Source organism: Agromyces sp. NPDC052230 (assembly GCF_040679595.1).
GTDB lineage: Bacteria > Actinomycetota > Actinomycetes > Actinomycetales > Microbacteriaceae > Agromyces.
In genome coordinates, this window is sequence record NZ_JBFAVC010000002.1 from 137,515 (window position 1) to 158,766 (window position 21,252).

Annotated in this window: 18 protein-coding genes and 4 tRNA genes; 13 read left to right on the top strand and 9 right to left on the bottom strand. The window is 69.0% G+C overall.

The genetic code is table 11. The annotated features are described in order from the left end of the window. Positions 1-38 precede the first annotated feature (38 nt). The 5 genes from dut to dxs all read left to right on the top strand — a co-directional run bounded on the left by dut (position 39) and on the right by dxs (position 6,820). Positions 39-497: a dUTP diphosphatase gene (gene dut / locus AB0K73_RS05870; RefSeq protein WP_360511577.1), complete on the top strand. Its 459-nt coding sequence runs from the start codon at positions 39-41 to the stop codon at positions 495-497. Further along, complete coding sequence (locus tag AB0K73_RS05875) at positions 494-1,108, top strand: DUF3710 domain-containing protein (protein WP_360511579.1); 615 nt, start codon at positions 494-496, stop codon at positions 1,106-1,108. Before dut ends, AB0K73_RS05875 begins: the two co-directional genes overlap by 4 nt. 4 nt (positions 1,109-1,112) lie before the next feature. Beyond that, positions 1,113-1,868 carry a DUF3159 domain-containing protein gene (locus AB0K73_RS05880; protein ID WP_360511581.1) on the top strand — a complete coding sequence of 252 codons (756 nt, stop codon included), beginning with the start codon at positions 1,113-1,115 and terminating at the stop codon, positions 1,866-1,868. Positions 1,869-1,923: 55 nt separating this feature from the next. Then, positions 1,924-4,734 (top strand): aconitate hydratase AcnA, encoded by a 2,811-nt coding sequence (gene acnA / locus AB0K73_RS05885; RefSeq protein ID WP_360511583.1) that lies wholly within the window; start codon positions 1,924-1,926, stop codon positions 4,732-4,734. A gap of 130 nt (positions 4,735-4,864) precedes the next feature. After that, positions 4,865-6,820 carry a 1-deoxy-D-xylulose-5-phosphate synthase gene (dxs, locus tag AB0K73_RS05890; RefSeq protein WP_360511585.1) on the top strand — a complete coding sequence of 652 codons (1,956 nt, stop codon included), beginning with the start codon at positions 4,865-4,867 and terminating at the stop codon, positions 6,818-6,820. 85 nt (positions 6,821-6,905) lie between these two features. Here the strand turns inward: dxs and AB0K73_RS05895 are convergent, their stop codons facing one another. From AB0K73_RS05895 to AB0K73_RS05910, 4 genes are all read right to left on the bottom strand, one after another. Further along, positions 6,906-9,044: a 3-hydroxyacyl-CoA dehydrogenase NAD-binding domain-containing protein gene (locus tag AB0K73_RS05895; protein ID WP_360511587.1), complete on the bottom strand. Its 2,139-nt coding sequence runs from the start codon at positions 9,042-9,044 to the stop codon at positions 6,906-6,908. Positions 9,045-9,055: 11 nt separating this feature from the next. Further along, positions 9,056-10,264: an acetyl-CoA C-acyltransferase gene (locus AB0K73_RS05900; RefSeq protein ID WP_360511589.1), complete on the bottom strand. Its 1,209-nt coding sequence runs from the start codon at positions 10,262-10,264 to the stop codon at positions 9,056-9,058. A 78-nt stretch (positions 10,265-10,342) separates the two neighbouring features. Further along, complete coding sequence (locus AB0K73_RS05905) at positions 10,343-11,539, bottom strand: ribonuclease D (RefSeq protein ID WP_360511591.1); 1,197 nt, start codon at positions 11,537-11,539, stop codon at positions 10,343-10,345. Continuing rightward, a complete protein-coding gene (locus AB0K73_RS05910; protein ID WP_360511593.1) occupies positions 11,532-12,122 on the bottom strand; it encodes a DUF3000 domain-containing protein in 591 nt (196 codons plus the stop codon). Before AB0K73_RS05910 ends, AB0K73_RS05905 begins: the two co-directional genes overlap by 8 nt. 90 nt (positions 12,123-12,212) lie before the next feature. Between AB0K73_RS05910 and AB0K73_RS05915 the strand changes: the two genes are divergently transcribed. Beyond that, positions 12,213-13,427 carry an alpha/beta fold hydrolase gene (locus AB0K73_RS05915; RefSeq protein WP_360511595.1) on the top strand — a complete coding sequence of 405 codons (1,215 nt, stop codon included), beginning with the start codon at positions 12,213-12,215 and terminating at the stop codon, positions 13,425-13,427. Here AB0K73_RS05915 and AB0K73_RS05920 read toward each other — a convergent pair. Both AB0K73_RS05920 and AB0K73_RS05925 read right to left on the bottom strand, forming a co-directional pair. Then, entirely contained in the window at positions 13,424-13,867 is a 444-nt protein-coding gene (locus AB0K73_RS05920; protein ID WP_360511597.1) for a SufE family protein, read from the bottom strand. The two genes, AB0K73_RS05915 and AB0K73_RS05920, sit on opposite strands and share 4 nt — an antisense overlap. Positions 13,868-13,919: 52 nt before the next feature. After that, positions 13,920-14,822 carry a sulfurtransferase gene (locus AB0K73_RS05925; RefSeq protein ID WP_360511599.1) on the bottom strand — a complete coding sequence of 301 codons (903 nt, stop codon included), beginning with the start codon at positions 14,820-14,822 and terminating at the stop codon, positions 13,920-13,922. Between the two features lie 141 nt (positions 14,823-14,963). Here AB0K73_RS05925 and zapE point away from each other — a divergent pair, with 141 nt between their 5' ends. The 3 genes from zapE (at position 14,964) to AB0K73_RS05940 (ending at position 18,059) form a co-directional block, all read left to right on the top strand. After that, a complete protein-coding gene (zapE, locus tag AB0K73_RS05930; protein ID WP_360511601.1) occupies positions 14,964-16,019 on the top strand; it encodes a cell division protein ZapE in 1,056 nt (351 codons plus the stop codon). 174 nt (positions 16,020-16,193) lie between these two features. After that, positions 16,194-17,474 carry an ammonium transporter gene (locus AB0K73_RS05935; RefSeq protein WP_360511603.1) on the top strand — a complete coding sequence of 427 codons (1,281 nt, stop codon included), beginning with the start codon at positions 16,194-16,196 and terminating at the stop codon, positions 17,472-17,474. A 42-nt stretch (positions 17,475-17,516) separates the two neighbouring features. Continuing rightward, positions 17,517-18,059, top strand: a complete 543-nt coding sequence (locus AB0K73_RS05940) for a type II toxin-antitoxin system PemK/MazF family toxin (RefSeq protein WP_360511605.1) — start codon at positions 17,517-17,519, stop codon at positions 18,057-18,059. Positions 18,060-18,118: 59 nt separating this feature from the next. Here AB0K73_RS05940 and AB0K73_RS05945 read toward each other — a convergent pair. After that, a tRNA-Val gene (locus AB0K73_RS05945) sits at positions 18,119-18,191 on the bottom strand. Positions 18,192-18,419: 228 nt separating this feature from the next. Here AB0K73_RS05945 and AB0K73_RS05950 point away from each other — a divergent pair. From AB0K73_RS05950 to AB0K73_RS05965, 4 genes are all read left to right on the top strand, one after another. Further along, a tRNA-Gly gene (locus AB0K73_RS05950) sits at positions 18,420-18,491 on the top strand. Positions 18,492-18,543: 52 nt separating this feature from the next. After that, a tRNA-Cys gene (locus AB0K73_RS05955) sits at positions 18,544-18,617 on the top strand. Between the two features lie 23 nt (positions 18,618-18,640). Beyond that, a tRNA-Val gene (locus AB0K73_RS05960) sits at positions 18,641-18,715 on the top strand. 163 nt (positions 18,716-18,878) lie between these two features. Beyond that, positions 18,879-19,925, top strand: coding sequence for a metallophosphoesterase (locus AB0K73_RS05965; protein WP_360511607.1), 1,047 nt, complete (start codon positions 18,879-18,881; stop codon positions 19,923-19,925). Between the two features lie 2 nt (positions 19,926-19,927). On the opposite strand, the gene AB0K73_RS05970 is transcribed toward AB0K73_RS05965, so the two are convergent. Further along, a complete protein-coding gene (locus AB0K73_RS05970) occupies positions 19,928-20,350 on the bottom strand; it encodes a DUF1801 domain-containing protein (protein ID WP_360511609.1) in 423 nt (140 codons plus the stop codon). A 213-nt stretch (positions 20,351-20,563) separates the two neighbouring features. Then, positions 20,564-21,160 carry a hypothetical protein gene (locus tag AB0K73_RS05975; protein WP_360511611.1) on the bottom strand — a complete coding sequence of 199 codons (597 nt, stop codon included), beginning with the start codon at positions 21,158-21,160 and terminating at the stop codon, positions 20,564-20,566. Between the last annotated feature and the right edge of the window lie 92 nt (positions 21,161-21,252).

Genomic DNA, 21,252 nt, shown 5'->3' on the forward strand with positions numbered 1-21,252 from the left:
GGCTCTATTCGATCAGACTTCTGCACTACCCTCGAACAGTGACCGAATCCGTCGATGTGCTGATCACGGCCGACCGCCTCCCGACCTACGCCCATCCGGGCGACGCGGGAGCCGACCTCCACGCTGCCGAGGCCGTCGAGCTCGCGCCCGGAGCGCGCGCCACGGTGGGAACCGGTGTCGCGATCGCCCTGCCCGACGGGTACGTCGCCTTCGTGGTTCCGCGCTCGGGCCTCGCCTTCAAGCACGGCATCACCATCGTGAACGCGCCGGGCACCGTCGACGCGGGCTACCGGGGCGAGATCAAGGTGGCGCTCCTCAACACCGACGCGACCGAGCCGTACACGATCGAGGCGGGCGACCGCATCGCCCAGCTCATCGTGATGCCCGTGAGTCGTGCCCGGTTCGTCGAGGTCGAGCGCCTCCCCGGCAGCATGCGCGGCGAGGGCGGGTTCGGTTCGACGGGATTCGGGGAGCACAGATCAGGAGTGAACGCGTGAGCGACATCGAGAACATCGACGACGTCCCCGTCGACCAGCCGAAGTCGGCACCCGAGGACCGTGCGGCCGCGGGGCCCTTCGACGAGTCGGAGGCCAACCCGGTACGTCCGTACGTCGACCTCGGCGGGGTCAAGGTGCTGCCCCGTGAGGGCCTGCACCTCCGCCTCGAGGTCGAGGAGGGCACCAAGCGGGTCGTGGCCATCGGGCTCGACTACGCCAATTCCACCCTGCAGGTGCAGCCGTTCGCGGCGCCGCGCTCGAGCGGGCTGTGGCACGAGATCCGCACGCAGATCGCCGACCAGATCGCCCGCCAGGGCGGCACGACCACGGTGCGCGAGGGCACCTTCGGGCCCGAGCTGCTCGCCCAGATCCCCGTCGCCGCCGGCGAGGCGCAGACGGGGCACATGCGACTCGCCCGCTTCATCGGCGTCGACGGCCCGCGCTGGTTCCTCCGTGGCGTCATCGCCGGCGAGGCGGCGGTCGATCCCACCGCGGCAGCCCAGGTCGAAGACCTCTTCCGATCCATCGTCGTCGTGCGCGGGTCCACGCCGATGCCGCCACGTGACCTGATCCCGCTGCGCATGCCGGCCACCGGCGCGACCCCGGCGTAACGCCATGTCCGATTCCGACGCTGCGCGCCGGCCCGACGACGATCGAGCGGATGCCCCGAGCCCCGAGCAGAACGGTGCGAACGAGTTCGGCCGGCAGCTCGCGGCCGCGGCCGAGCGCTCCGGTCTCGGCGGCATCGCCCGCGAGGAGTCGCTGACCGCGCGCGACCTGCTCGGAGCGCTCGGGGGAGTGCGCGGGCTCGCCGAGGCGATCCTGCCCGGGCTCGTCTTCCTCGTCGTCTACACGTTCACGAAGGAGCTCGTTCCCGCCCTCGTGGCATCGCTCGGGCTCGCCGTGGTCTTCACGGTCGTGCGGCTCGTGCGTCGGAGCGGGCCGTCGCAGGCCATCGCGGGACTCATCGGCGTCGGGGCATCCGCTGCCCTCGCCCTGTGGACGGGTCGTGCCGAGGACAACTACGTGCTCGGCTTCTACACGAACGCGGCCTACGGCGTGGCGTTGCTCGTGTCGCTGCTCGTGGGCTGGCCGCTGATCGGGCTCATCGTGGGATTCCTCGTCGGCGACGGCACAGCGTGGCGGGCCGACAAACGGAAGCTGCGCATCATGCAGTTCCTCACCCTCGTCTGGCTGGGGCTGTTCGCGGCTCGCCTGCTCGTGCAGCTGCCGTTCTACTTCGCGGGCAATGTCGAAGCACTCGGGGCCACGAGGCTGCTGATGGGCGTGCCGCTGTACGCGCTCGTGCTGGTGTTCACCTGGCTCGTCGTGCGGGCCGTGTATCCGTCGTCACCCCGCTCCCACGAGTGATAAGGTTATCTCGACGTCAAGATAAATCCGCGGGATCCGCGAAGGAGAGGACATCGTGTCTGCAGTGAACAGTTTTGGGGCGAAGGACACGCTCCACGTCGGTGACAAGTCCTACGAGATCTTCCGTCTCGATGCCGTGCCCGGCTACGAGAAACTTCCGTTCAGCCTCAAGGTGCTCCTCGAGAACCTCCTGCGCACCGAAGACGGCGCGAACGTCACCAAGACCCAGATCGAGGCGCTCGGCTCGTGGGTTCCCACCGCCGAGCCCGACACCGAGATCCAGTTCACCCCGGCACGCGTGGTGATGCAGGACTTCACCGGCGTGCCCTGCATCGTCGACCTCGCGACGATGCGTGAGGCGGTCGAGACCCTCGGCGGCGATCCGAACAAGATCAACCCGCTCGCGCCGGCCGAGATGGTCATCGACCACTCCGTCATCGCCGACCTCTTCGGCACCGAGAACGCGCTCGAGCGCAACGTCGAGATCGAGTACGAGCGCAACGGCGAGCGCTACCAGTTCCTCCGCTGGGGCCAGACCGCCTTCGACGACTTCAAGGTCGTGCCCCCGGGCACCGGCATCGTGCACCAGGTCAACATCGAGTACCTCGCGCGCGTGGCATTCACCCGCGAGGTGAACGGCGTGCTGCAGGCCTACCCCGACACCTGCGTCGGCACCGACTCGCACACCACCATGGTGAACGGCCTCGGCGTGCTCGGCTGGGGCGTCGGCGGCATCGAGGCCGAGGCCGCGATGCTCGGCCAGCCCGTCTCGATGCTCATCCCCAAGGTCGTCGGATTCAAGCTCTCGGGCGAGATCCCCGCGGGCGTCACCGCGACCGACGTCGTGCTCACGATCACCGACATGCTGCGCAAGCACGGGGTGGTGGGCAAGTTCGTCGAGTTCTTCGGCTCGGGCGTCGCCTCGGTGCCGCTGGCGAACCGGGCGACCATCGGCAACATGAGCCCCGAGTTCGGCTCCACCGCCGCGATCTTCCCGATCGACGACGTGACCCTTGACTACCTCCGCCTCACCGGCCGCACCGAAGAGCAGGTCGCGCTCGTCGAGGCCTACGCCAAGGCGCAGCGGCTGTGGCATGACGCGGACCACGAGCCCGTGTACTCGGAGTACATGGAACTCGACCTCTCCACGGTCGTGCCGTCGATCGCCGGCCCGAAGCGTCCGCAGGACCGCATCGTGCTCACCCGGGCGAAGCGGCAGTTCGAGGAGGACCTGACGAACTACGCCGAGGTCTCGCACGATCTCGTCGACCTCGAGGGCGCCGAGTCCTTCCCGGCCTCCGACCCGCCCGGCAACTCGCCCGAAGACGAGCACAGCCACCACCTGCACCACCACCGCAGTCACGCCCCGAAGACGGCGTCGAAGCCGATCCAGGTGCAGACGGCCGACGGCGCCAGCTACGTCCTCGACCACGGGGCCGTGACCATCGCCGCGATCACGTCGTGCACCAACACGTCGAATCCATCGGTCATGCTCGCCGCGGGCCTGCTTGCACGAAACGCGGTGCAGAAGGGCCTGAAGGTGAAGCCGTGGGTGAAGACCACCCTCGCGCCCGGTTCCAAGGTCGTCACCGAGTACTACGAGAAGGCCGGCCTCAACGACGACCTCGAGGCGCTCGGGTTCTACACCGTCGGCTACGGCTGCACGACCTGCATCGGCAACTCGGGTCCGCTCATCGAGGAGGTCTCGGCCGCCGTGCAGCAGAACGACCTCGCGGTCACCGCGGTGCTGTCGGGCAACCGCAACTTCGAGGGTCGCATCAACCCTGACGTGAAGATGAACTACCTCGCGAGCCCGCCGCTCGTGATCGCCTACTCCCTCGCAGGGTCGATGAACTTCGACTTCGAGACCGACCCGCTCGGTCAGGACTCCGACGGCAACGACGTGTTCCTCAAGGACATCTGGCCTGATGCCGCCGAGGTGCAGCAGACGATCGACCACTCGATCAACAAGGACATGTTCACGCACCAGTACGCGAGCGTCTTCGAGGGCGACGAGCGCTGGCGCGGGCTCGAGACGCCGACCGGCGCGACATTCGAGTGGGATGCCGACTCCACGTACGTGCGCAAGCCCCCGTACTTCGACGGCATGACGCTCGAGACCACGCCCGTCAGTGACATCGTGGGTGCACGCGTGCTCGCGAAGCTGGGCGACTCGGTCACGACCGACCACATCTCGCCGGCCGGCTCGATCAAGGCCGACAGCCCGGCGGGCACGTATCTCACCGAGCACGGCGTCGACCGCAAGGACTTCAACTCCTACGGCTCCCGCCGCGGCAACCACGAGGTGATGATCCGCGGCACGTTCGCGAACATCCGGCTGAGGAACCAGCTCCTCGACGGCGTCGAGGGCGGCTACACGCGCGACTTCACCCAGGCTGACGGCCCGCAGGCGTTCATCTACGACGCGAGCAGCAACTACCAGGCCCTGGGCACCCCGCTCGTGATCTTCGGCGGCAAGGAGTACGGCTCGGGTTCGTCGCGTGACTGGGCGGCCAAGGGCACGAGCCTGCTTGGCGTGAAGGCCGTCATCACTGAGAGCTTCGAGCGCATCCACCGCTCGAACCTCATCGGCATGGGCGTCGTTCCGCTGCAGTTCCCGGCCGGCGAGTCGGCCGACTCCCTCGGACTTGACGGCACCGAGGTCGTCTCGATCACGGGTCTCGAGCAGCTCAACGAGGGCGTCACCCCGCGCACCGTGCACGTCGTGGCCGAGCCGAGCGAACACTCGCCCGCCGGCAAGCAGCCCGTCGAGTTCGACGCGGTTGTGCGCATCGACACGCCCGGTGAGGCGGACTACTACCGCAACGGCGGCATCCTGCAGTACGTGCTGCGTTCGCTCGTGTAGCGTCCACATCCACGTTCGGGGCGGTCGGCACTTCGCCGATCGCCCCGAACTCTGCCCGGCCTCCCAGAATGCCCGGCGTAGACTCGATTCGATCCGCGGCACCCGTCGCGAGCACCCGGAGGCGCCACCAATGACCCTTCTCGAGACGATCTCAGGCCCACGCGATCTCGATGCGCTGGACCACGAGCAGCTCGAGCAGCTGGCACGTGAGGTACGCGAGTACCTCGTGGCATCCGTCTCGAAGACCGGCGGGCACCTGGGCCCGAATCTCGGCGTCGTCGAGATGACCATCGCGATCCACCGCGTGTTCGACTCGCCGCGCGACGCCATCGTGTTCGACACCGGCCATCAGTCGTACGTGCACAAGCTGCTCACGGGTCGCAAGGACCTCTCGACGCTCCGCCAGACCGGCGGGCTCGCCGGCTACCCGCAGCGCTCCGAATCCGAGCACGACATCGTCGAGAGCTCGCACGCCTCGAGCTCGCTGTCGTGGGCCGACGGCATCTCGAAGGCCTTCGAGATGACCGGACAGGACGACCGTCACGTCGTCGCCGTCGTGGGCGACGGCGCCCTCACCGGGGGCATGACGTGGGAGGCGCTCAACAACATCTCCGACGACAACACGCGTCGGCTCATCGTGGTCGTGAACGACAACGGCCGATCGTACGCGCCCACCATCGGCGGCATGGCGCGGTTCCTGAACTCGGTGCGCACGAAGCAGACCTATCGCGCCCTGCACCTCTCGAGCCGCGCGGCCTTCGACCGCATGGGCGCGCCGGCACGGGCCTTCTATCGCGGCGTCCGCGGCGGCCTGCACGGGTTCCTCAGCCGGTTCACGAACAACGAGGCGCTGTACTCCAACCTCGACATCAAGTACATCGGCCCGATCGACGGCCACGACGAGCGCGCCATGGAGGAGGCGCTCCGGCAGGCCAAGGACTACGGCGCGCCCGTCATCGTGCACGCCATCACCGACAAGGGCCGCGGCTACGAGCCGGCCCGCAACGACATCGCCGACCAGTTCCACGCGGTCGGCCAGATCGACCCCGAGACGGGAGAGTCGCTCGAGTCGTCGTCGTCACCGTCGTGGACGGGCGTGTTCGCCGACGAGCTCGTGCGCCTGGCCGAGCACAACGAGCGGCTCGTCGGCATCACCGCCGCGATGCTGCGCCCCACCGGGCTGCACCGCATGGCCGAACGGTTCCCGAGTCGCGTCTTCGACGTCGGCATCGCCGAGCAGCACGCCGCCACCTCCGCGGCCGGGCTCGCGTTCGGCGGCCTGCATCCCGTCGTCGCGGTCTACGCGACGTTCATCAACCGTGCGTTCGACCAGGTGCTCATGGATGTCGCCCTGCACAAGGCCGGGGTGACGTTCGTGCTCGATCGCGCCGGCGTCACCGGCCCCGACGGACCGAGCCACCACGGCGTGTGGGATCTCTCGATCCTCCAAGTGGTGCCCGGCATCAGAATCGCCGCGCCGCGCGACTCCATCCGCCTCGCGGAGGAGCTCGCCGAGGCCGTCGTCGTCGATGACGGGCCCACCGTGCTGCGGTTCCCCAAGGGCACCGTGGGTGTCGACTACGAGGCCGTGCGCCGCACGCCCGACGGCGTGGACGTGCTCGCCGAGTCGACGCGTAAAGACGTCCTGCTCGTGACGGTCGGGCCCATGGCGGGCATCGGCCTCGAGGTCGCCCAGCGTCTGGAGGCCCAGGGCATCGGTGCGACGGTCGTCGACCCGCGTTGGGTCGTTCCGGTGCCCGCGAGCGTGGTCGACTTCGCCCGCGAGCACCGGATCGTCGTGAGCCTCGAAGACGGCATCCGGGTCGGCGGCATCGGCACGCGCATTCGCCAGGACCTGCGCGAGGCCGGCGTCGACACCGCCGTCACCGAGATCGGCCTGCCCGACGAGTTCCTCGAGCACGGGTCCCGCGGCGACATCCTCGAGCGCGTCGGTCTCACCCCGCAGCACATCGCCCGCGACGTGACGGCCATGGTGCTCGGGTCGAAGCTGCCGCACGCCCGCGGCGCGGGGCTCGAGCGCGTGTCGAGCGAGGCCGGCTCGCAGCACGGCATCAGGCCGCGCTGACGCGTCGACGACGCCGGCACGCCCCAAGCGACGAAGCGGCCCCCGGCGGACTCGAGTCCGCCGGGGGCCGCATTCGCGTCGGCTGCTACGCGCCCGGCCCTGCGACCGGCGGGTGGTGGAACGTGTCGCCGAAGACCCGCTCGGATGCGCCCACGCGGTCGAGGTACGGCGTCACGCCGCCCATCTGGAACGGGAAGCCCGCGCCGAGGATCATGCAGAGGTCGAGGTCCTCCGCCTCGGCCACGACACCGTCGTCGAGCATCAACTTCGCCTCGCGAGCGAGGCCGTCCTCCAGGCGCACGAGGATCTCCTCGGGCGTCGACGGGTTGGATCCGCCCGAGACGAGCTTCAGCGCGCCCTTGTCGAAGCCCTTGACCTTGCCCTTGTCGTCCTTGTCGAGGAGCTTTCCGTACTCGGCGAGGCGGTGCAGGTTCTCCGAGCGGTAGAACCGGTCGGGGAACGCCGCGTGGTGCGTGTCGAGCACGTGCGCGCCCACCTTGAGGCCCACGAGGTCGAGCAGCTGCGACGGCGGCATCGGCAGGCCGAGCGGCGCGATCGCCTCGTCGACCGTCGCGAACGACGTGCCCTCGTCGACCGCGCGCATCGCCTCGCCGAGCAGCACGGCCAAGAGGCGATTCACGACGAAGCCGGGGGCGTCCGCGGTGATGACCGCGGTCTTCTTCAGCTTCGCGGCGGTCACCATCGCGGTCGAGAGGGTCGCGTCATCCGTCGCCGGGGTCTTCACGACCTCGATGAGCGGCATCACAGCCACGGGCGTGAAGAAGTGGAAGCCCACGACGCGCTCGGGGTGCGCGAGCTTCGCGCCGATCTGCTCGACTGAGAGCGATGACGTGTTCGTGGCGATCACGGCCTCGGGGGAGAGGAACGGCTCCACCTCGGCGAACACCTGCTGCTTGATCTCGAGCTCTTCGAACACGGCCTCGATGACCCAGTCGCAGTCGGCGAAGTCGGCCTTCTCGGTGGTGCCCGTGACGAGCGCCTTCAGGCGGTTCGCCTCGTCGGGGGAGACGCGGCCCTTCTCGAGCAGCTTGTCGACCTCGTCGGAGATGTAGCCAACGCCCTTGTCGACGCGCTCCTGGTCGATGTCGGTGATCACGACGGGCACCTGCAGCCGGCGCACGAACAGCAACGCGAGCTGGCTGGCCATGTACCCGGCGCCGAGCACGCCCACCTTGGTGACGGGCTTCGCCAGGGCCTTGTCGGGCGCGCCTGCCGGCCGCTTGGCGCGCTTCTGCACCAGGTTGAAGGCGTAGACGGATGCGTGGAGCTGGTCACCGACGATGAGGTCGGCCAACGCCTCGTCCTCGCGTTCGAAGCCCTCGGCCTTCGTGCCCGACTTCGCCGCCTTGAGCAGCTCGAGGGCGACGTAGGGGGACTTCGGCACGGAACCGATGCGGCTGCGCAGCATCTTGGTGGCGATGCCGATGGCGGCGTCCCACTTCACGAGCCGCTCCAGCTTGCCGGGCTCATTCGGGCGCTTCACCTTCACGCGCCCCGAGATCACGTCGTCGGCCCAGCGGATCGAGCTCTCGAGGAAGGTCACCGACGGGAAGAGCGCGTCGGCGATGCCGAGTTCGAGCACGTCATCGGCCTTGAGGGTGCGGTTCTGCTTCAGCGGGTTCTCGATCACGACCTTGAGGGCGTTCTCGATGCCGATGAGGTTCGGCAGGAGGTAGGCGCCGCCCCAGCCCGGGATGAGGCCGAGGAACACCTCGGGCAGTGCGACGGCGGGCACCGAGGCATCCACCGTGCGATAGTCGGCGTTCAGCGCGATCTCGAGGCCGCCGCCGAGGGCGAGGCCGTTGATGAACACGAACGAGGGCACGCCGAGCTCCGACACCTTGCCGAGCGCGTAGTGACCCAGCTGCCCCATGCGCAGTGCGACCTCGCGGTCGGGGATCTCGGCGACCTTCGAGAGGTCGGCGCCCGCGGCGAGGATGAAGGGCTTGCCGGTGACGGCGACGGCGTGGATCTCGCCGGCGGCGGCACGCGCCTTCAGCCCGTCGAGCGTCTTCGCGTACTCGAGCAGCGACACGGGGCCGAGGGTGTTCGGCCGGGTGTGGTCGCGTCCGTTGTCGAGGGTCACGAGGGCGAGGATGCCCCCGCCCGAGAGGGGTACCTCGCGCACGTGGGAGTGCGTGACGACCTCGTCTCCGGAGAGCGCCGCGAGCGGCTCGAAGTCGATCGTGGTGTAGTCGGTCATCGTGGTCGTCCTCAGGCCTTCTTCGCTGCCTTGCGCGAGTAGTTGGGGTTCTCCCAGATCATCGTGCCGCCCTGTCCGAGGCCGACGCACATGGTCGTCATGCCGTAGCGCACGTCGGGACGTTCGGCGAACTGGCTCGCGAGCTGGTTCATGAGGCGCACGCCCGACGAGGCGAGCGGGTGGCCGACCGCGATGGCGCCGCCCCACGGGTTGATCCGCGGATCCTCGTCGTCGATGCCGTAGTGGTCGAGGAACGAGAGCACCTGCACGGCGAAGGCCTCGTTGATCTCGAAGAGGTCGATGTCGTCGATCTTCAGGCCCGCCTTGCGGAGCGCCTTCTCGGTCGCCGGAATCGGGCCGATGCCCATGATCTCGGGGTCGACGCCGGCGAAGGCGAAGCTCACGAGCTTCATCTTGGGGGTGAGTCCGAGTTCCTTCGCGAGCGCGCCAGACGCGAGCATCGCGGCTGTGGCGCCGTCGTTGAGCCCGGACGCGTTGCCGGCGGTGACACGTCCGTGGGGCCGGAACGGCGTCTTCAACCCGCCGAGGCCCTCCATCGTGGTCTCGGGTCGCATGACCTCGTCACGCGTGGCGAGACCCCAGCCCTCGTCGGTGCGGATCGCAACGTGCACGAGATCGCGCTGGATCTTGCCCGCCTCGTATGCGGCGGCGGTCTTCTGCTGGCTCCCGAGCGCGTATCGGTCGCTGCGCTCCTTCGTGAGCTGCGGGAACCGGTCGTGGATGCGCTCGGCGGTCGCGCCCATGACGAGGGCGTCCTCGCCGACGAGCTTCTCGCTCACGAAGCGCGGGTTCGGGTCGACACCCGACCCCATCGGGTGGTGGCCCATGTGCTCGACGCCACCGGCGATCGCGAGGTCGTACATGCCGAACCCGATCGAGCTCGACATCATCGCGGCGGCCGTCATGGCCCCCGCGCACATGCGGTCGATGGCGAAGCCCGGCACCGACTTCGGGATGCCGGCGAGGATCGCCGCGGAACGCCCGATGGTGAGACCCTGGTCGCCCGTCTGCGTGGTGGCGGCGATCGCGACGTCGTCGATGCGATCCTTCGGCACGCTCGGGTTGCGTTCCAGCAATCCGACGATCGCCTTCACCACGAGGTCATCAGCCCTCGTGTTCCAGTACATGCCCTTCTCGCCGGCTCGTCCGAACGGGGTACGGACCCCGTCGACGAACACGACTTCAGCTCGTTCAGCCACGCTGCAGCTCCCTCGTATCGGTCAGGATGTGTCGATCCTATGGAGGCCCTCGCAGGCGGCGGAATCGCTTGACGGAACCTACGAAGCCCCGTGGATCGCGTCTTGGAGGGATTGTTCCGCGTCGACAAAGGCATCGGTGATCGTCTGTGCGGTTGCGTCAACCTGCCACGGCCGGGCGCCGAGTCGCTCGAGGGCCGCACCGATCGCTTCGACGCTGGTCTCGCGGGGCGGTGACCAGGCGAGACGACGCAGGTGATCGGGCGTCAGCACGTTCTCGACGGGCATCTCGAGGCCCTCGGCGACCTCGGCGACGGCCTGACGGGCCAGCCGGAGCCGTGCGTCGGCCTCGGGATTGCGCATCGCCCACGCTCGCGGCGGCGGCGGGGCGTCGGTCGGCACCCGCACGGCGGGCAGGTCGGTCGTCGCGAGCCCGCGGGCGACGGCCGCCCACCAGCGATCGAGCTCGGTGCGACTCGCGCGCCCGGTGAACTCGCGCAGGTCGGCGAGGGCGCGTCGGCTCTGCGGCAACGCCTTCGCCACGGCGAGGATCGCCGCGTCGGGCACCATGCGTCCCGGAGCGACGTCGAGCTCCGCGGCGCGGGCGTCGCGCGCAAGCCAGAGCTCGCGGGCCACGGCGAGGTTGCGCGGGCCGCGCACACCGTGGATGCCCGAGAGTCGACGCCAGGGCTCGGCCGCCGGCGGCTTCGCCTCGCGGTGCAGCACGGCCTCGAACTCCTGCCGGGCGAGGTCGGCCTTGCCGCTCTCGTCCAAGCGCTCGACGAGCTTGTCGCGCACGTCGACGAGGAGTTCCACGTCGAGTGCGGCGTACTGCAGCCACGACTGGGGGAGCGGCCGCGTCGACCAGTCGGATGCGGAGTGCTCCTTCGCGAGCTTGACGCCGAGCAGTTCCTCGACGACCGAGGCGAGGCCGACCCGCGGCATCCCGAGTAGGCGTGCTCCGAGCTCGGTGTCGAAGATGCGCTCGGGATCGAGGCCCACTTCACGGAGGCACGCGAGGTCCTGGCTGGCGGCGTGCAGCACCCATTCCTCGGGGCGGAGCGCCGACTGCAGCTCGGAGAAGTCGGGGATCTCGGGCGGATCGAAGAGGAACGTGCCGGCACCGCGGCGATACATCTGGATGAGGTACGCCCGCTGGGAGTACCGGAACCCGCTCGCCCGCTCGGCATCGACGGCGACCGGTCCTTCTCCTTCGGCGAGCCGTCCAACGGCATCGCCGAACTCGGCGGGCGAGGTGATCACCCGGAACTCATCCACGCTTGTTCCTCCGTCGCGGCAGGGCGGTCACCCCCTCGGATCGGGGCGGCAGTCCTGCGAGCATGCACAACAACTCTCCCCAGCCTTCCACATGGGGGCCTGCTGCGGCGTCGAGCGGGGTCCAGGAGGCGCGCAACTCGATCTGGGCGCCGTCGCCCTGCCGGGCGAGCTCGCCGAATCCCGTCGAGAGGATCTTGGTCGCGGTTCCGGATGCCGCGATGTAGCGCGCTCCCCGCGCGTCGAGCGCGTCGACGAGCCAGGACCATGCGACATCCGCCAGGAACGGGTCGAGGCCGATGTCGGTCTCGAGCGGAGCCTGGGCGAAGCAGACGACGCGGAAGCGGCCGCCCCACGCCTCGGGCTCGTCGGGGTCGTAGAGCAGCACGAAGCGGCCCGTGCCGAGATCGGAGTCGTCGCCGTGGCGGCTGGGCGAGACATCCGCCGACAATGCCACCGCGAACGGCGCGAGCGAGCCGGGTGCGGGGATCTCCGAGATGCGCAGCTCAGGCCGTGGCGAGGCCGCACGCAGCGATTCGAGCGCGGCCTCGAACTCGGGTGGCTGATGCGTCGCGGAGTCGGGCACGTGTGCAGACTAGAGTCTCCGGTGGAGCGGATGCGGGCGGCACGCCGCACGCGCCGTGCAGACGGGATCGCTTCACGGGAAGGGGTGCGGATGAGTCGACGTGCGGGAGTTCGCGACACCGTGGGATTGGCCGCCGGGGCGGCCGCGCTACTCGCAGCCGGCATGGCCGCGGTCGCGGCGATCACGGTGGTGCGATTCGCCAGGAAGGTCGTCATCCCCCCGATGGTGCGCGAGGAGGATGTGCGGATCACCTCCGTCGACCTGCCGCGCGGCGAGATCGTGCTCGCGGCATCCGACGAGTCGCGCATGCGTGGCCGCTACGGACTCTGGTTCGAGCGCGAGTCCGGTCATGCTCGCCTCGGTGAGGTCATCGACGAGAACGCACGCCATGTTCGCCGGCGCATCGAGCGGGTGGACTTCGGCCGGCTCGAGCGCGCCGAACGCGGTCGCATCAACGGCTTCTACCACCTGGGCCCGTGGGAACTCGGGCTGCCCTACGAGAACGTCGTCGTCGACACGCCGCTGGGTCCCGCCCCGGCGTGGGTGGTGCCCGCCGACGGTGCCACCGACCGGTGGATCATCCAGGTGCACGGCCGCGGTGCGAAACGGCAGGAGGGACTCCGCGCCGTGTCGCCCGCGCACGAGGTCGGGTGGACGACGCTCCTCATCTCCTACCGCAATGACGGGGAGGCACCCGAGAGCGAGGATCGGCGCTACGGTCTCGGCGGCACCGAGTGGGCCGACGTGGTGTCGGCCGTGCACTACGCGCGTGAGCACGGCGCCGAGCGCATCGTGCTCATGGGCTGGTCGATGGGCGGCGCCATCGTCCTGCAGTCGATCCTGCGCGCGCCCGCGGTGCGCGATCGTCTCGTGGGCGTCGTGCTCGATTCACCGGCGATCGACTGGATCGACATCCTCCGGTTCCAGGGCGAGGCACTCGGGCTCCCGCGCGGCCTCGGCGACGTCGTCTCTCGCCTCATCGGCGGGCCATGGAGCGGCGGACTCACCGGGCTTGCAGCGCCCATCGACGTGACCGAACTCGACCCCGTCGCCCGCGCGGATGAGTTCGACGTACCGATGCTGCTCATGCACAGCGAAGACGACGGCTTCGTGCCCATCGACGGGTCGCGTCGCCTCGCCGAAGCGCGCCCCGACCTCATCGAGTTCGAGGTGTTCGAGGGCGCCCGTCACACGAAGCTGTGGAACCACGACCCCGAGCGCTGGACGAGGCTCGTGCGCGGATGGCTCGAGCGCAGCTCGGAGTCGCCCGAGCGGATCGGCGAGGAGGCCGAGATCGCCGGTTAGGCCCCCGCGACGCGCTCGCGGAGCTGACGCTTGGCTCGCCCGAGCATGCCCGTCATACCGCGCACCCGGAGCGGCGACACCGCTTCGCCGAGTCCGAGCGACTGCGGGTAGTCGTCGGGGACGGCGAACACCTCGTCGGCTGTGAGTCCTTCGAGGCCCTGGGCGAGGATCGACGCGAATCCGCGAGTCGTCGGCGACTCCGCGGGGGCGGTCGCGTGCATGTGCACCCGCGCGTCGTCATCGAGCTCGACGAAGATGTAGACCGGCGACTGGCACTCCACGACACGTTCGAGCAGGTCGGGGTGGTCGGCGTACCGTTCGGGCAGGTCGGGGAGTTCGTTCGAGAACTCCAGCAGCAGCTGCAGGCGGTCCTTCACGCCGAGCGCGAGGAAGTCCTCGCGGGTCTCGGCGAGTCGGGCGGGGAGGGTCGTGGCATCCATCCGGTCCATTCTCCCACCGATGGCCGTGAGCCCGCCCGACGTCGTCGAACCATCAGCGCGTGGGGAGCTCGCCGCGCTCGGGGCCGGTGACGATGGGCACGCGCACGGCGCTGCCCCACTCGGTCCACGAGCCGTCGTAGTTGCGCACCTTCTCGAAGCCGAGCAGGTGCGTGAGCACGAACCAGGTGTGGCTCGAGCGCTCGCCGATGCGGCAGTACGCGATCACGTCGTCGGCCTCACCGAGGCCGGCCTCGTCGCGGTAGATCGCGTCGAGCTCCTCGCGCGGCTTGAAGGTGCCATCGGGGGCGGCAGCCCGAGCCCAGGGAACGGATGCCGCGGTCGGAATGTGCCCGCCGCGCAGCGCGCCCTCATCGGGGTACGCCGGCATGTGGGTTCGCTCACCCGTGTACTCCTCGGGGGAGCGCACGTCGATGAGCGGCAATTTGCCGAGGTTTGCGAGCACGTCGTCCTTGAAGGCACGCACGCGGGAGTCGTCGCGCTCGACCACCGGGTACTCGACGGGCCGCACCACCGGGGGTTCGGTCGTGATCGGTCGGCCCTCGGCGATCCACAGGTCGCGGCCGCCATCGAGGAGACGCACGTCCTCGTGGCCGAACAGCGTGAACACCCACAGCGCGTAGGCGGCCCACCAGTTGTTCTTGTCGCCGTAGATGACGACCGTCGTGTCGCGGGCGATGCCCTTCGAGCCGAGGAGTGCGGCGAACTGCTCGCCGTTCACGTAGTCGCGCACGACGGGGTCGTTGAGCTCGGTGTGCCAGTCGATCTTGACGGCGCCGGGGATGTGCCCGGTCTCGTAGAGCAGCACGTCCTCGTCGGACTCCACCACGACGAGCCCCGGTTGACCGAGGTGTTCGGCCAGCCATTCGGTGCTGACGAGGCGCTCGGGGTGCGCGTACTCGGCGAACTTGGCTGCGGAGTCGAACTCGGCGGACATGGAACCTCCAGGGATCGTCCGGTCGGACGGGGGTATGCGGGGAGCGGACTAGGCTGGTGACCTGTCCACCTCGAATCTACGCGGCGTGCGGGTGGAAGTCAGCATGCCCGACATCCGGTGCAACACGGGAGCCCCTCCACCATGACCACGGCCTCGCGCCACGCCCTCGTCCGACTCGTCGAACGGAACCCGTCGATCTCGGCCGACGAGATCGCGTCGGAGCTCATTCCGCCGCCGCAGTTCGAGCACGCCTCGTTCGAGTCGTACCGGCCCGACCCCGACCATCCGTCGCAGCAAGCCGCGCTCGACCGCCTCAAGGAGTTCGCGGGCGCATGGCGTGCCGCACAGCGGCCGGGCGGATTCTTCTCGCGGAAGCGTCCCGCGCGCATCGAGCTGCCGGGCGTCTACCTCGACGGCGGCTTCGGCGTCGGCAAGACCCACCTCCTCGCCGCACTCTGGCACGTCGCGCACGGGCCCAAGTACTTCGGCACCTTCATCGAGTACACGGCCCTCGTGGGCGCCCTCGGCTACGCGCAGGCCGTCGAACTCCTCCGCGGCGCCCGCCTCATCTGCATCGACGAGTTCGAGCTCGACGACCCGGGCGACACGATGCTCATGACGCGATTCCTCGGCGAGCTCATGGCGGGCGGCACGCGCGTCGCGGCCACCAGCAACACCCCGCCGAACGCACTCGGCGAGGGGCGCTTCGCAGCCTCCGACTTCCTGCGCGAGATCCACGCGCTCGCCGCGAACTTCGAGACGCTCCGCATCGACGGGCTCGACTACCGCCGGCGCGACACCGAAGGGCACGCCGAGGCGCTCGCCGACGATGCGGCCGTGGCCCATGCCGCCGATGCGCTCGCCGAACGCGGCCACCGGGTGTCGCTCGACCGGTTCGACGACCTCATGGCCCACCTCGCCACCGTGCACCCGTCGAAGTACATCAAGCTCATCGATGGACTCGAGATCATCGCCCTGCAGGGCGTGCACGAACTCAGCGACCAGAACGCGGCGCTCCGGCTCGTTGCATTCATCGACCGCGTGTACGACGCCGAGGTGCCCATCGTCTCGAGCGGCGTACCCCTCGACCGCGTCTTCGACGACGAGATGATGGCCGGCGGCTACCGCAAGAAGTACCTGCGGGCCATGAGCCGCATGATCGCGCTCACCACGGGCGAACTGCCTCCGCACGACTGACGCGCGGCCGCGGCATCCGTCATTCCCACCCGTTCCACCGCGTCCCGAAACGCGCTGTTTACATGAGCGCCGACGACGTAACAACACCGAAACGTGAGACGGAGCCGCTCGAAACGTCACCTCGTGAAACTTGGCGAACAGGATCCCCCACCTGATTCCCGAGAGAGGTTCGAGATGGATCAAGGCAACACCGCGTTCATACTGATTGCCGCAGCGCTCGTGCTGCTCATGACGCCAGGACTCGCATTCTTCTACGGCGGACTCGTCAAGGCGAAGAGCGTCATCAGCATGATGATGATGAGCTTCGGCGCGATGGGCCTCATCGGCGTGCTCTGGGTGCTCTTCGGCTATGCGATCGCATTCGCCAACGGCGGCACCGACGGCTACCTCGGGATCGACGGCCTCGTCGGCATCGACGTGGCCAACCTCGGCCTCGCCGGGCTCCTCGAGACGCCCGAGGATGCCGCGTTCCCGCCGCTTGCGTTCGTGGCCTTCCAGGCGACCTTCGCGATCATCACCGTCGCGCTCATCTCGGGCGCCATCGCCGACCGCGCGAAGTTCGGCGCGTGGATGATCTTCGCCGGCGTGTGGGCGACCCTCGTCTACTTCCCGGTGGCCAGCTGGGTGTTCAACTTCACGCTCGACCCCGAGACCCTCGCGTTCACCGACGGCGGCTGGATCACCTACGGCATGCAGGAGGCGTTCGGTGTCGGCGCCATCGACTTCGCCGGCGGCACTGCGGTGCACATCAACGCCGGTGCGGCCGCCCTCGCGCTCGCCCTTGTGCTGGGCAAGCGGGTCGGCTTCCAGAAGGGCGCCCACGTGCCACACAACCCGCCGTTCGTCCTCCTCGGCGCCGGTCTCCTGTGGTTCGGCTGGTTCGGCTTCAACGCCGGCTCCGAGCTCGCCGCCGATGGCACCGCCGCGCTCGCCTTCGTCAACACCATCGCGGCGCCCGCCGCAGCGCTCCTCGCCTGGCTCGTCGTCGAGAAGGTGCGCGACGGCAAGCCCACCTCGGTGGGTGCGGCATCCGGTGCCGTCGCGGGTCTCGTGGCGATCACTCCGGCCTGCGCCTCGCTGACGCCGTTCTGGGCGATCGTGCTCGGCCTCGTGGCCGGCGCCATCTGCGCGCTCGCGATCGACCTGAAGTTCAAGTTCGGCTTCGACGACTCGCTCGACGTCGTGGGCATCCACCTCGTCGGCGGCCTCATCGGAACGCTCTACCTCGGCTTCTTCGCCAACGGCACCGGCCTCATCTACAGCGGCGACGCCACGCAGCTGATGGTGCAGGCGATCGCGGCCTTCACGGTCATGGCGTTCTCGTTCGTGCTGAGCTACGCGATCGGCTGGGCCATCCAGAAGACCATCGGCTTCCGCGTCAAGAACGAGGACGAGATCGCCGGCATCGACACGGTCGTGCACGGCGAGGAGGGCTACAAGCTCGAGACCGTCTGACGACGCTGAATCACCGCGAGGGCGGTGGGGTAGTGTGCGGGTGTGCCAGACACCAGCCGCTTCCTCACTGCCCTCGGGCGTGTCATCCGGTCGCTCACGAGGGGTGGTTCCGGCGGAGCAGCGGATGCCCCGCGCCGCACGTCGACCGCCACGGGCGTCCTCTCACCGGGGCAGGCGGGCCACGACGCCACGGTCGAGCTCGACCCACGCGCCATCCGCCGCGTGCGGCTCGCCTACACGCCCGGACGCGACGGTGAGCCCGATCCCGGCGAGATCGTGTGGACCTGGGTGCCGTACGAGGAGAACGACGGGCGTGGCAAGGACCGCCCCGTCGTGATCGTGGCGGAATCGGGTACGGCCGACTTCCTCGCCGTGCAGCTCACCAGCAAGCCGCGCGACGGCGACCGCGACTACGTGCCGCTCGGCGTGGGCCCCTGGGATCCGCAGGGCCGGCCGAGCTGGGCGCGCATCGATCGCGTCTTCCGGGTGCGGGCGGGCGGCATGCGGCGCGAGGCAGCCTCCCTCGACGGGGAGCCGTATGCGCGGCTCGCGACCGAGCTGCGCGAGCGATACGGATGGCGTTGAGCGTGACCCTGGGACTGTCCCTGAAATGAAGAACGCCCCCAGTGGAGTGGGGGCGTTCGTGGGCGATGCCGGGCTCGAACCGACGACCTCTTCCGTGTGAAGGAAGCGCGCTACCAGCTGCGCCAATCGCCCATCGTGATGCGATCTGAACTCGTCTCGACCGCGGATTCGATACTAGCCGACGGGGGCGGGCGAATGCACATCGGAGCGGCGTGCCGCGAGGGCCGGAGGCCATGACACGCCCGGCGAACGGGACGGATAATCGCCATGACCGGGGTGAACGTGACGTGGGCCCCGCCCGGTTTGTGATTCGTTCACCGAATCCGTTAGAGTCGTTCTGCACGCAAAACAGCGAGCAATGCGGATGTGGCGCAGTGGTAGCGCATCACCTTGCCAAGGTGAGGGTCGCGAGTTCGAATCTCGTCATCCGCTCTGATCAAGCCGGCGCAAGCCGGTTTGTTCTTTGGTGGTGAACCCAAGCAACGGTGGATTGGCCGAGAGGCGAGGCAGCGGCCTGCAAAGCCGTATACACGGGTTCGAATCCCGTATCCACCTCCAAGCCGAGACTTCGCACTCGACTTGGGCGATTGGCGCAGCGGTAGCGCGCTTCCCTGACACGGAAGAGGTCACTGGTTCGATCCCAGTATCGCCCACCACGCCTGAACGGCCCGGATCCGCGGATCCGGGCCGTTCGCCGTCGCCGGCGGTGGTGTCGCCTCACGACAAGGGAAGCGCACGGGAGCATCCGATACGCTGCCCGATACGGCGCCCGACTTCGGGGTGGGCGCTCCCGGAGTGCGCCGTGGCGATGGGGTGATCATGCGGCTGCGACGACGACTCGCGACCGCCACCTTCGCGGCGGTCGGACTCGCGCTCCTTGGCGGCTGCGTCGGCCCGACCGGCAGCGGTGATCGGGGTTCCGTGGATGCATCCACTCCGCCCGCCGCCCCGGCGCTGACGTTCACGGCATCAGGCGACATCGGTGCGACCACGGAGTCGGCGAAGACGCTCGAGCAGATCCGTTCGCTCGAGCCCGATCTGCACCTCGCCCTCGGCGATCTCTCATATGGCGAGACCGGCGAGGAGGGCGTGTGGTGCGAGTTCGTCACCGATCGGATCGGCACCGGCATCCCATTCCAACTCCTGTCGGGCAACCACGAATCCGACGGGCTCAACGGCCACATCGACGTCTTCGCGGACTGCCTGCCGAATCGGCTCCCCGGGCTGGCGGGCGAGTACGCCCGTCAGTACTACGTCGACGTTCCCGCGAACGTTCCACTCGTGCGGTTCGTGATGATCTCGCCCGGCCTGACGTTCAGTGACGGCCCGTGGTTGTACGCCCCCGGCTCGGAGCGCTTCGAGTGGACGAGGGAAGCCATCGAGGGGGCGCGCGAGGCGGGGATCGGATGGGTTGTCGTGGGCATGCACAAGCCGTGCCTCTCGATCGGGAACTACGGATGCGATCCGGGACCGGAACTCGTCGACCTCCTCGTCTCCAGCGGCGTCGACCTCGTGGTGAGCGGACACGAACACCTCTACCAGCGGACCGTGCAACTCGGCATCGGCGACGGCTGCGCCTCGATCGCGCCCCAGCGCATCAGCGCGGCGTGTGTGGTCGACGAGGGGGCATCGGTGGATCAGGGGGGTGGCACCGTGTTCGTCACCGTCGGCACCGGCGGGACGGCGCTGCGCGACGTCCACACCGACGATCCCGACATGGCGTACTTCGGGGCCTGGTCGGGGGCCAATGCCGAACCGAGCTGGGGCAACCTCGAGGTCCGGCTCACGGAATCGTTCCTCGAGGCGGAGTTCATCGCTGCCGTCGGCTCCTTCGCCGACCGGTTCCGGATCGTCGCTCGCGACTGATCTCAGAGCTCGTCGCCCGGCAGCTCGGAGGCTTGTCGGATCCAGCTCGCAATGCGTTCGTCGTCGAACTCATCGTCTTCGTGGAGGTCGAGGTAGCGCACATGCTCGTGCTTGGATTCGCCCGGGGGAGGGGGATCCAGGGATGAGCCGTTCAGCCAGGTCACCCGTACGTAACGGGTGAAGCAGTGGTAGCTGAGGAACCATCCGTTGCCTTCGACGCCGTAGTACGGCGAGTTCCAGCGCACCGCCATGCGGACGTCGGGGACCGTCTTCACGATCAGGTCATGCAGACGCTGCCCGACGTCCTGTTTCCAGCCCGGCATCGCACGGAGGTACGCGTTGACGGGCTCCTCGCCGTCGCCCTTGGGGATCTGCGGGTTGCCGCCGGCTAACAGTCGCGGCTTCTCTGAGGCCTGCTCTGCCATACGCAGGATGGTAGTCCGCCTCGCTCGAAGCCTCCAGAGTGGGCGTTCGGATACCGGGCCGCACGCGCTCCCGATCCGCCTGGCCGTTCCAGCCTCGAAGTGCGGTCGTCGAGGTGTGGGTGTGTGGTCGTCGAACACCGTAGACCGAGAAGCGCTTCTCGAAAGACGATTGCGAGAAGTGAGAAGACGCGCTATGGCGTGAGCGTGACGGCGTCAGCCGTTCACAAACTGATCAAGCACCAGCGGCGGGTGGCTGATGCGCGTGCTGAACCACGACCACGCCTGACCGCCTGTCTGCTCGATCGCCGCCCAGGTGTCCTGGCCGGGCTGCACGTTCCGCAGGATGACCGTGATCACGCGGCGTCCGCTGAACGACACCGAGCCCGAGGCATCCACCGTGCCGCTGCCGGCATACCCGGTCGGCGCGAACGTGGCCGTGCCGAAGGCCTCCACGGCGAACGTGAAGACGTACGTGCCGACACTCGTCGCACCATAGGCGCCCGGGTTGAAGTGCACCGACACCGCGGGATTGCGGTTCGTCGACTCACGCCGGTCGAACCCGGCGAACGGCACGCCCGTGTCGGTCTGCAGGATCGTCGGCCGGATGAGGGTGAGGTTGGTGCGGCCGTGGCCGACCGTCTTGACGGGAGACAGCACCTCGATCGGCGCCCAGAAGATCGGACCATGGCCGAGGTGTCCGGCACGGAACTTCGTGGCCCAGTCCTCGGCGGTGAGGTCGTGCTCGAATTCGGGGAGGCGTACTTCGGTGTCGGGGCCCCGGTCCCCGACCTCCGGATCTGAACTGAACATGAGGTTGACTCTAGAACCGTGCGACTCCGGCCTCATCAGGGCGTGCACCGACGCGGCGGGCACGCGCGTGCCGCCGCACTACAGTTGAAGGG

Excerpts from the sequence above, each read along its gene's own strand:
- AB0K73_RS05925 (WP_360511599.1), bottom strand. The coding sequence starts at position 14,822 with ATGTCCGCCGAGTTCGACTCCGCAGCCAAGTTCGCCGAGTACGCGCAC.
- AB0K73_RS05920 (WP_360511597.1), bottom strand. The coding sequence starts at position 13,867 with ATGGATGCCACGACCCTCCCCGCCCGACTCGCCGAGACCCGCGAGGAC.
- AB0K73_RS05935 (WP_360511603.1), top strand. The coding sequence starts at position 16,194 with ATGGATCAAGGCAACACCGCGTTCATACTGATTGCCGCAGCGCTCGTG.
- AB0K73_RS05970 (WP_360511609.1), bottom strand. The coding sequence starts at position 20,350 with ATGGCAGAGCAGGCCTCAGAGAAGCCGCGACTGTTAGCCGGCGGCAAC.
- dxs (WP_360511585.1), top strand. The coding sequence starts at position 4,865 with ATGACCCTTCTCGAGACGATCTCAGGCCCACGCGATCTCGATGCGCTG.
- AB0K73_RS05880 (WP_360511581.1), top strand. The coding sequence starts at position 1,113 with ATGTCCGATTCCGACGCTGCGCGCCGGCCCGACGACGATCGAGCGGAT.
- AB0K73_RS05965 (WP_360511607.1), top strand. The coding sequence starts at position 18,879 with ATGCGGCTGCGACGACGACTCGCGACCGCCACCTTCGCGGCGGTCGGA.
- zapE (WP_360511601.1), top strand. The coding sequence starts at position 14,964 with ATGACCACGGCCTCGCGCCACGCCCTCGTCCGACTCGTCGAACGGAAC.
- AB0K73_RS05895 (WP_360511587.1), bottom strand. The coding sequence starts at position 9,044 with ATGACCGACTACACCACGATCGACTTCGAGCCGCTCGCGGCGCTCTCC.
- AB0K73_RS05975 (WP_360511611.1), bottom strand. The coding sequence starts at position 21,160 with ATGTTCAGTTCAGATCCGGAGGTCGGGGACCGGGGCCCCGACACCGAA.
- AB0K73_RS05915 (WP_360511595.1), top strand. The coding sequence starts at position 12,213 with ATGAGTCGACGTGCGGGAGTTCGCGACACCGTGGGATTGGCCGCCGGG.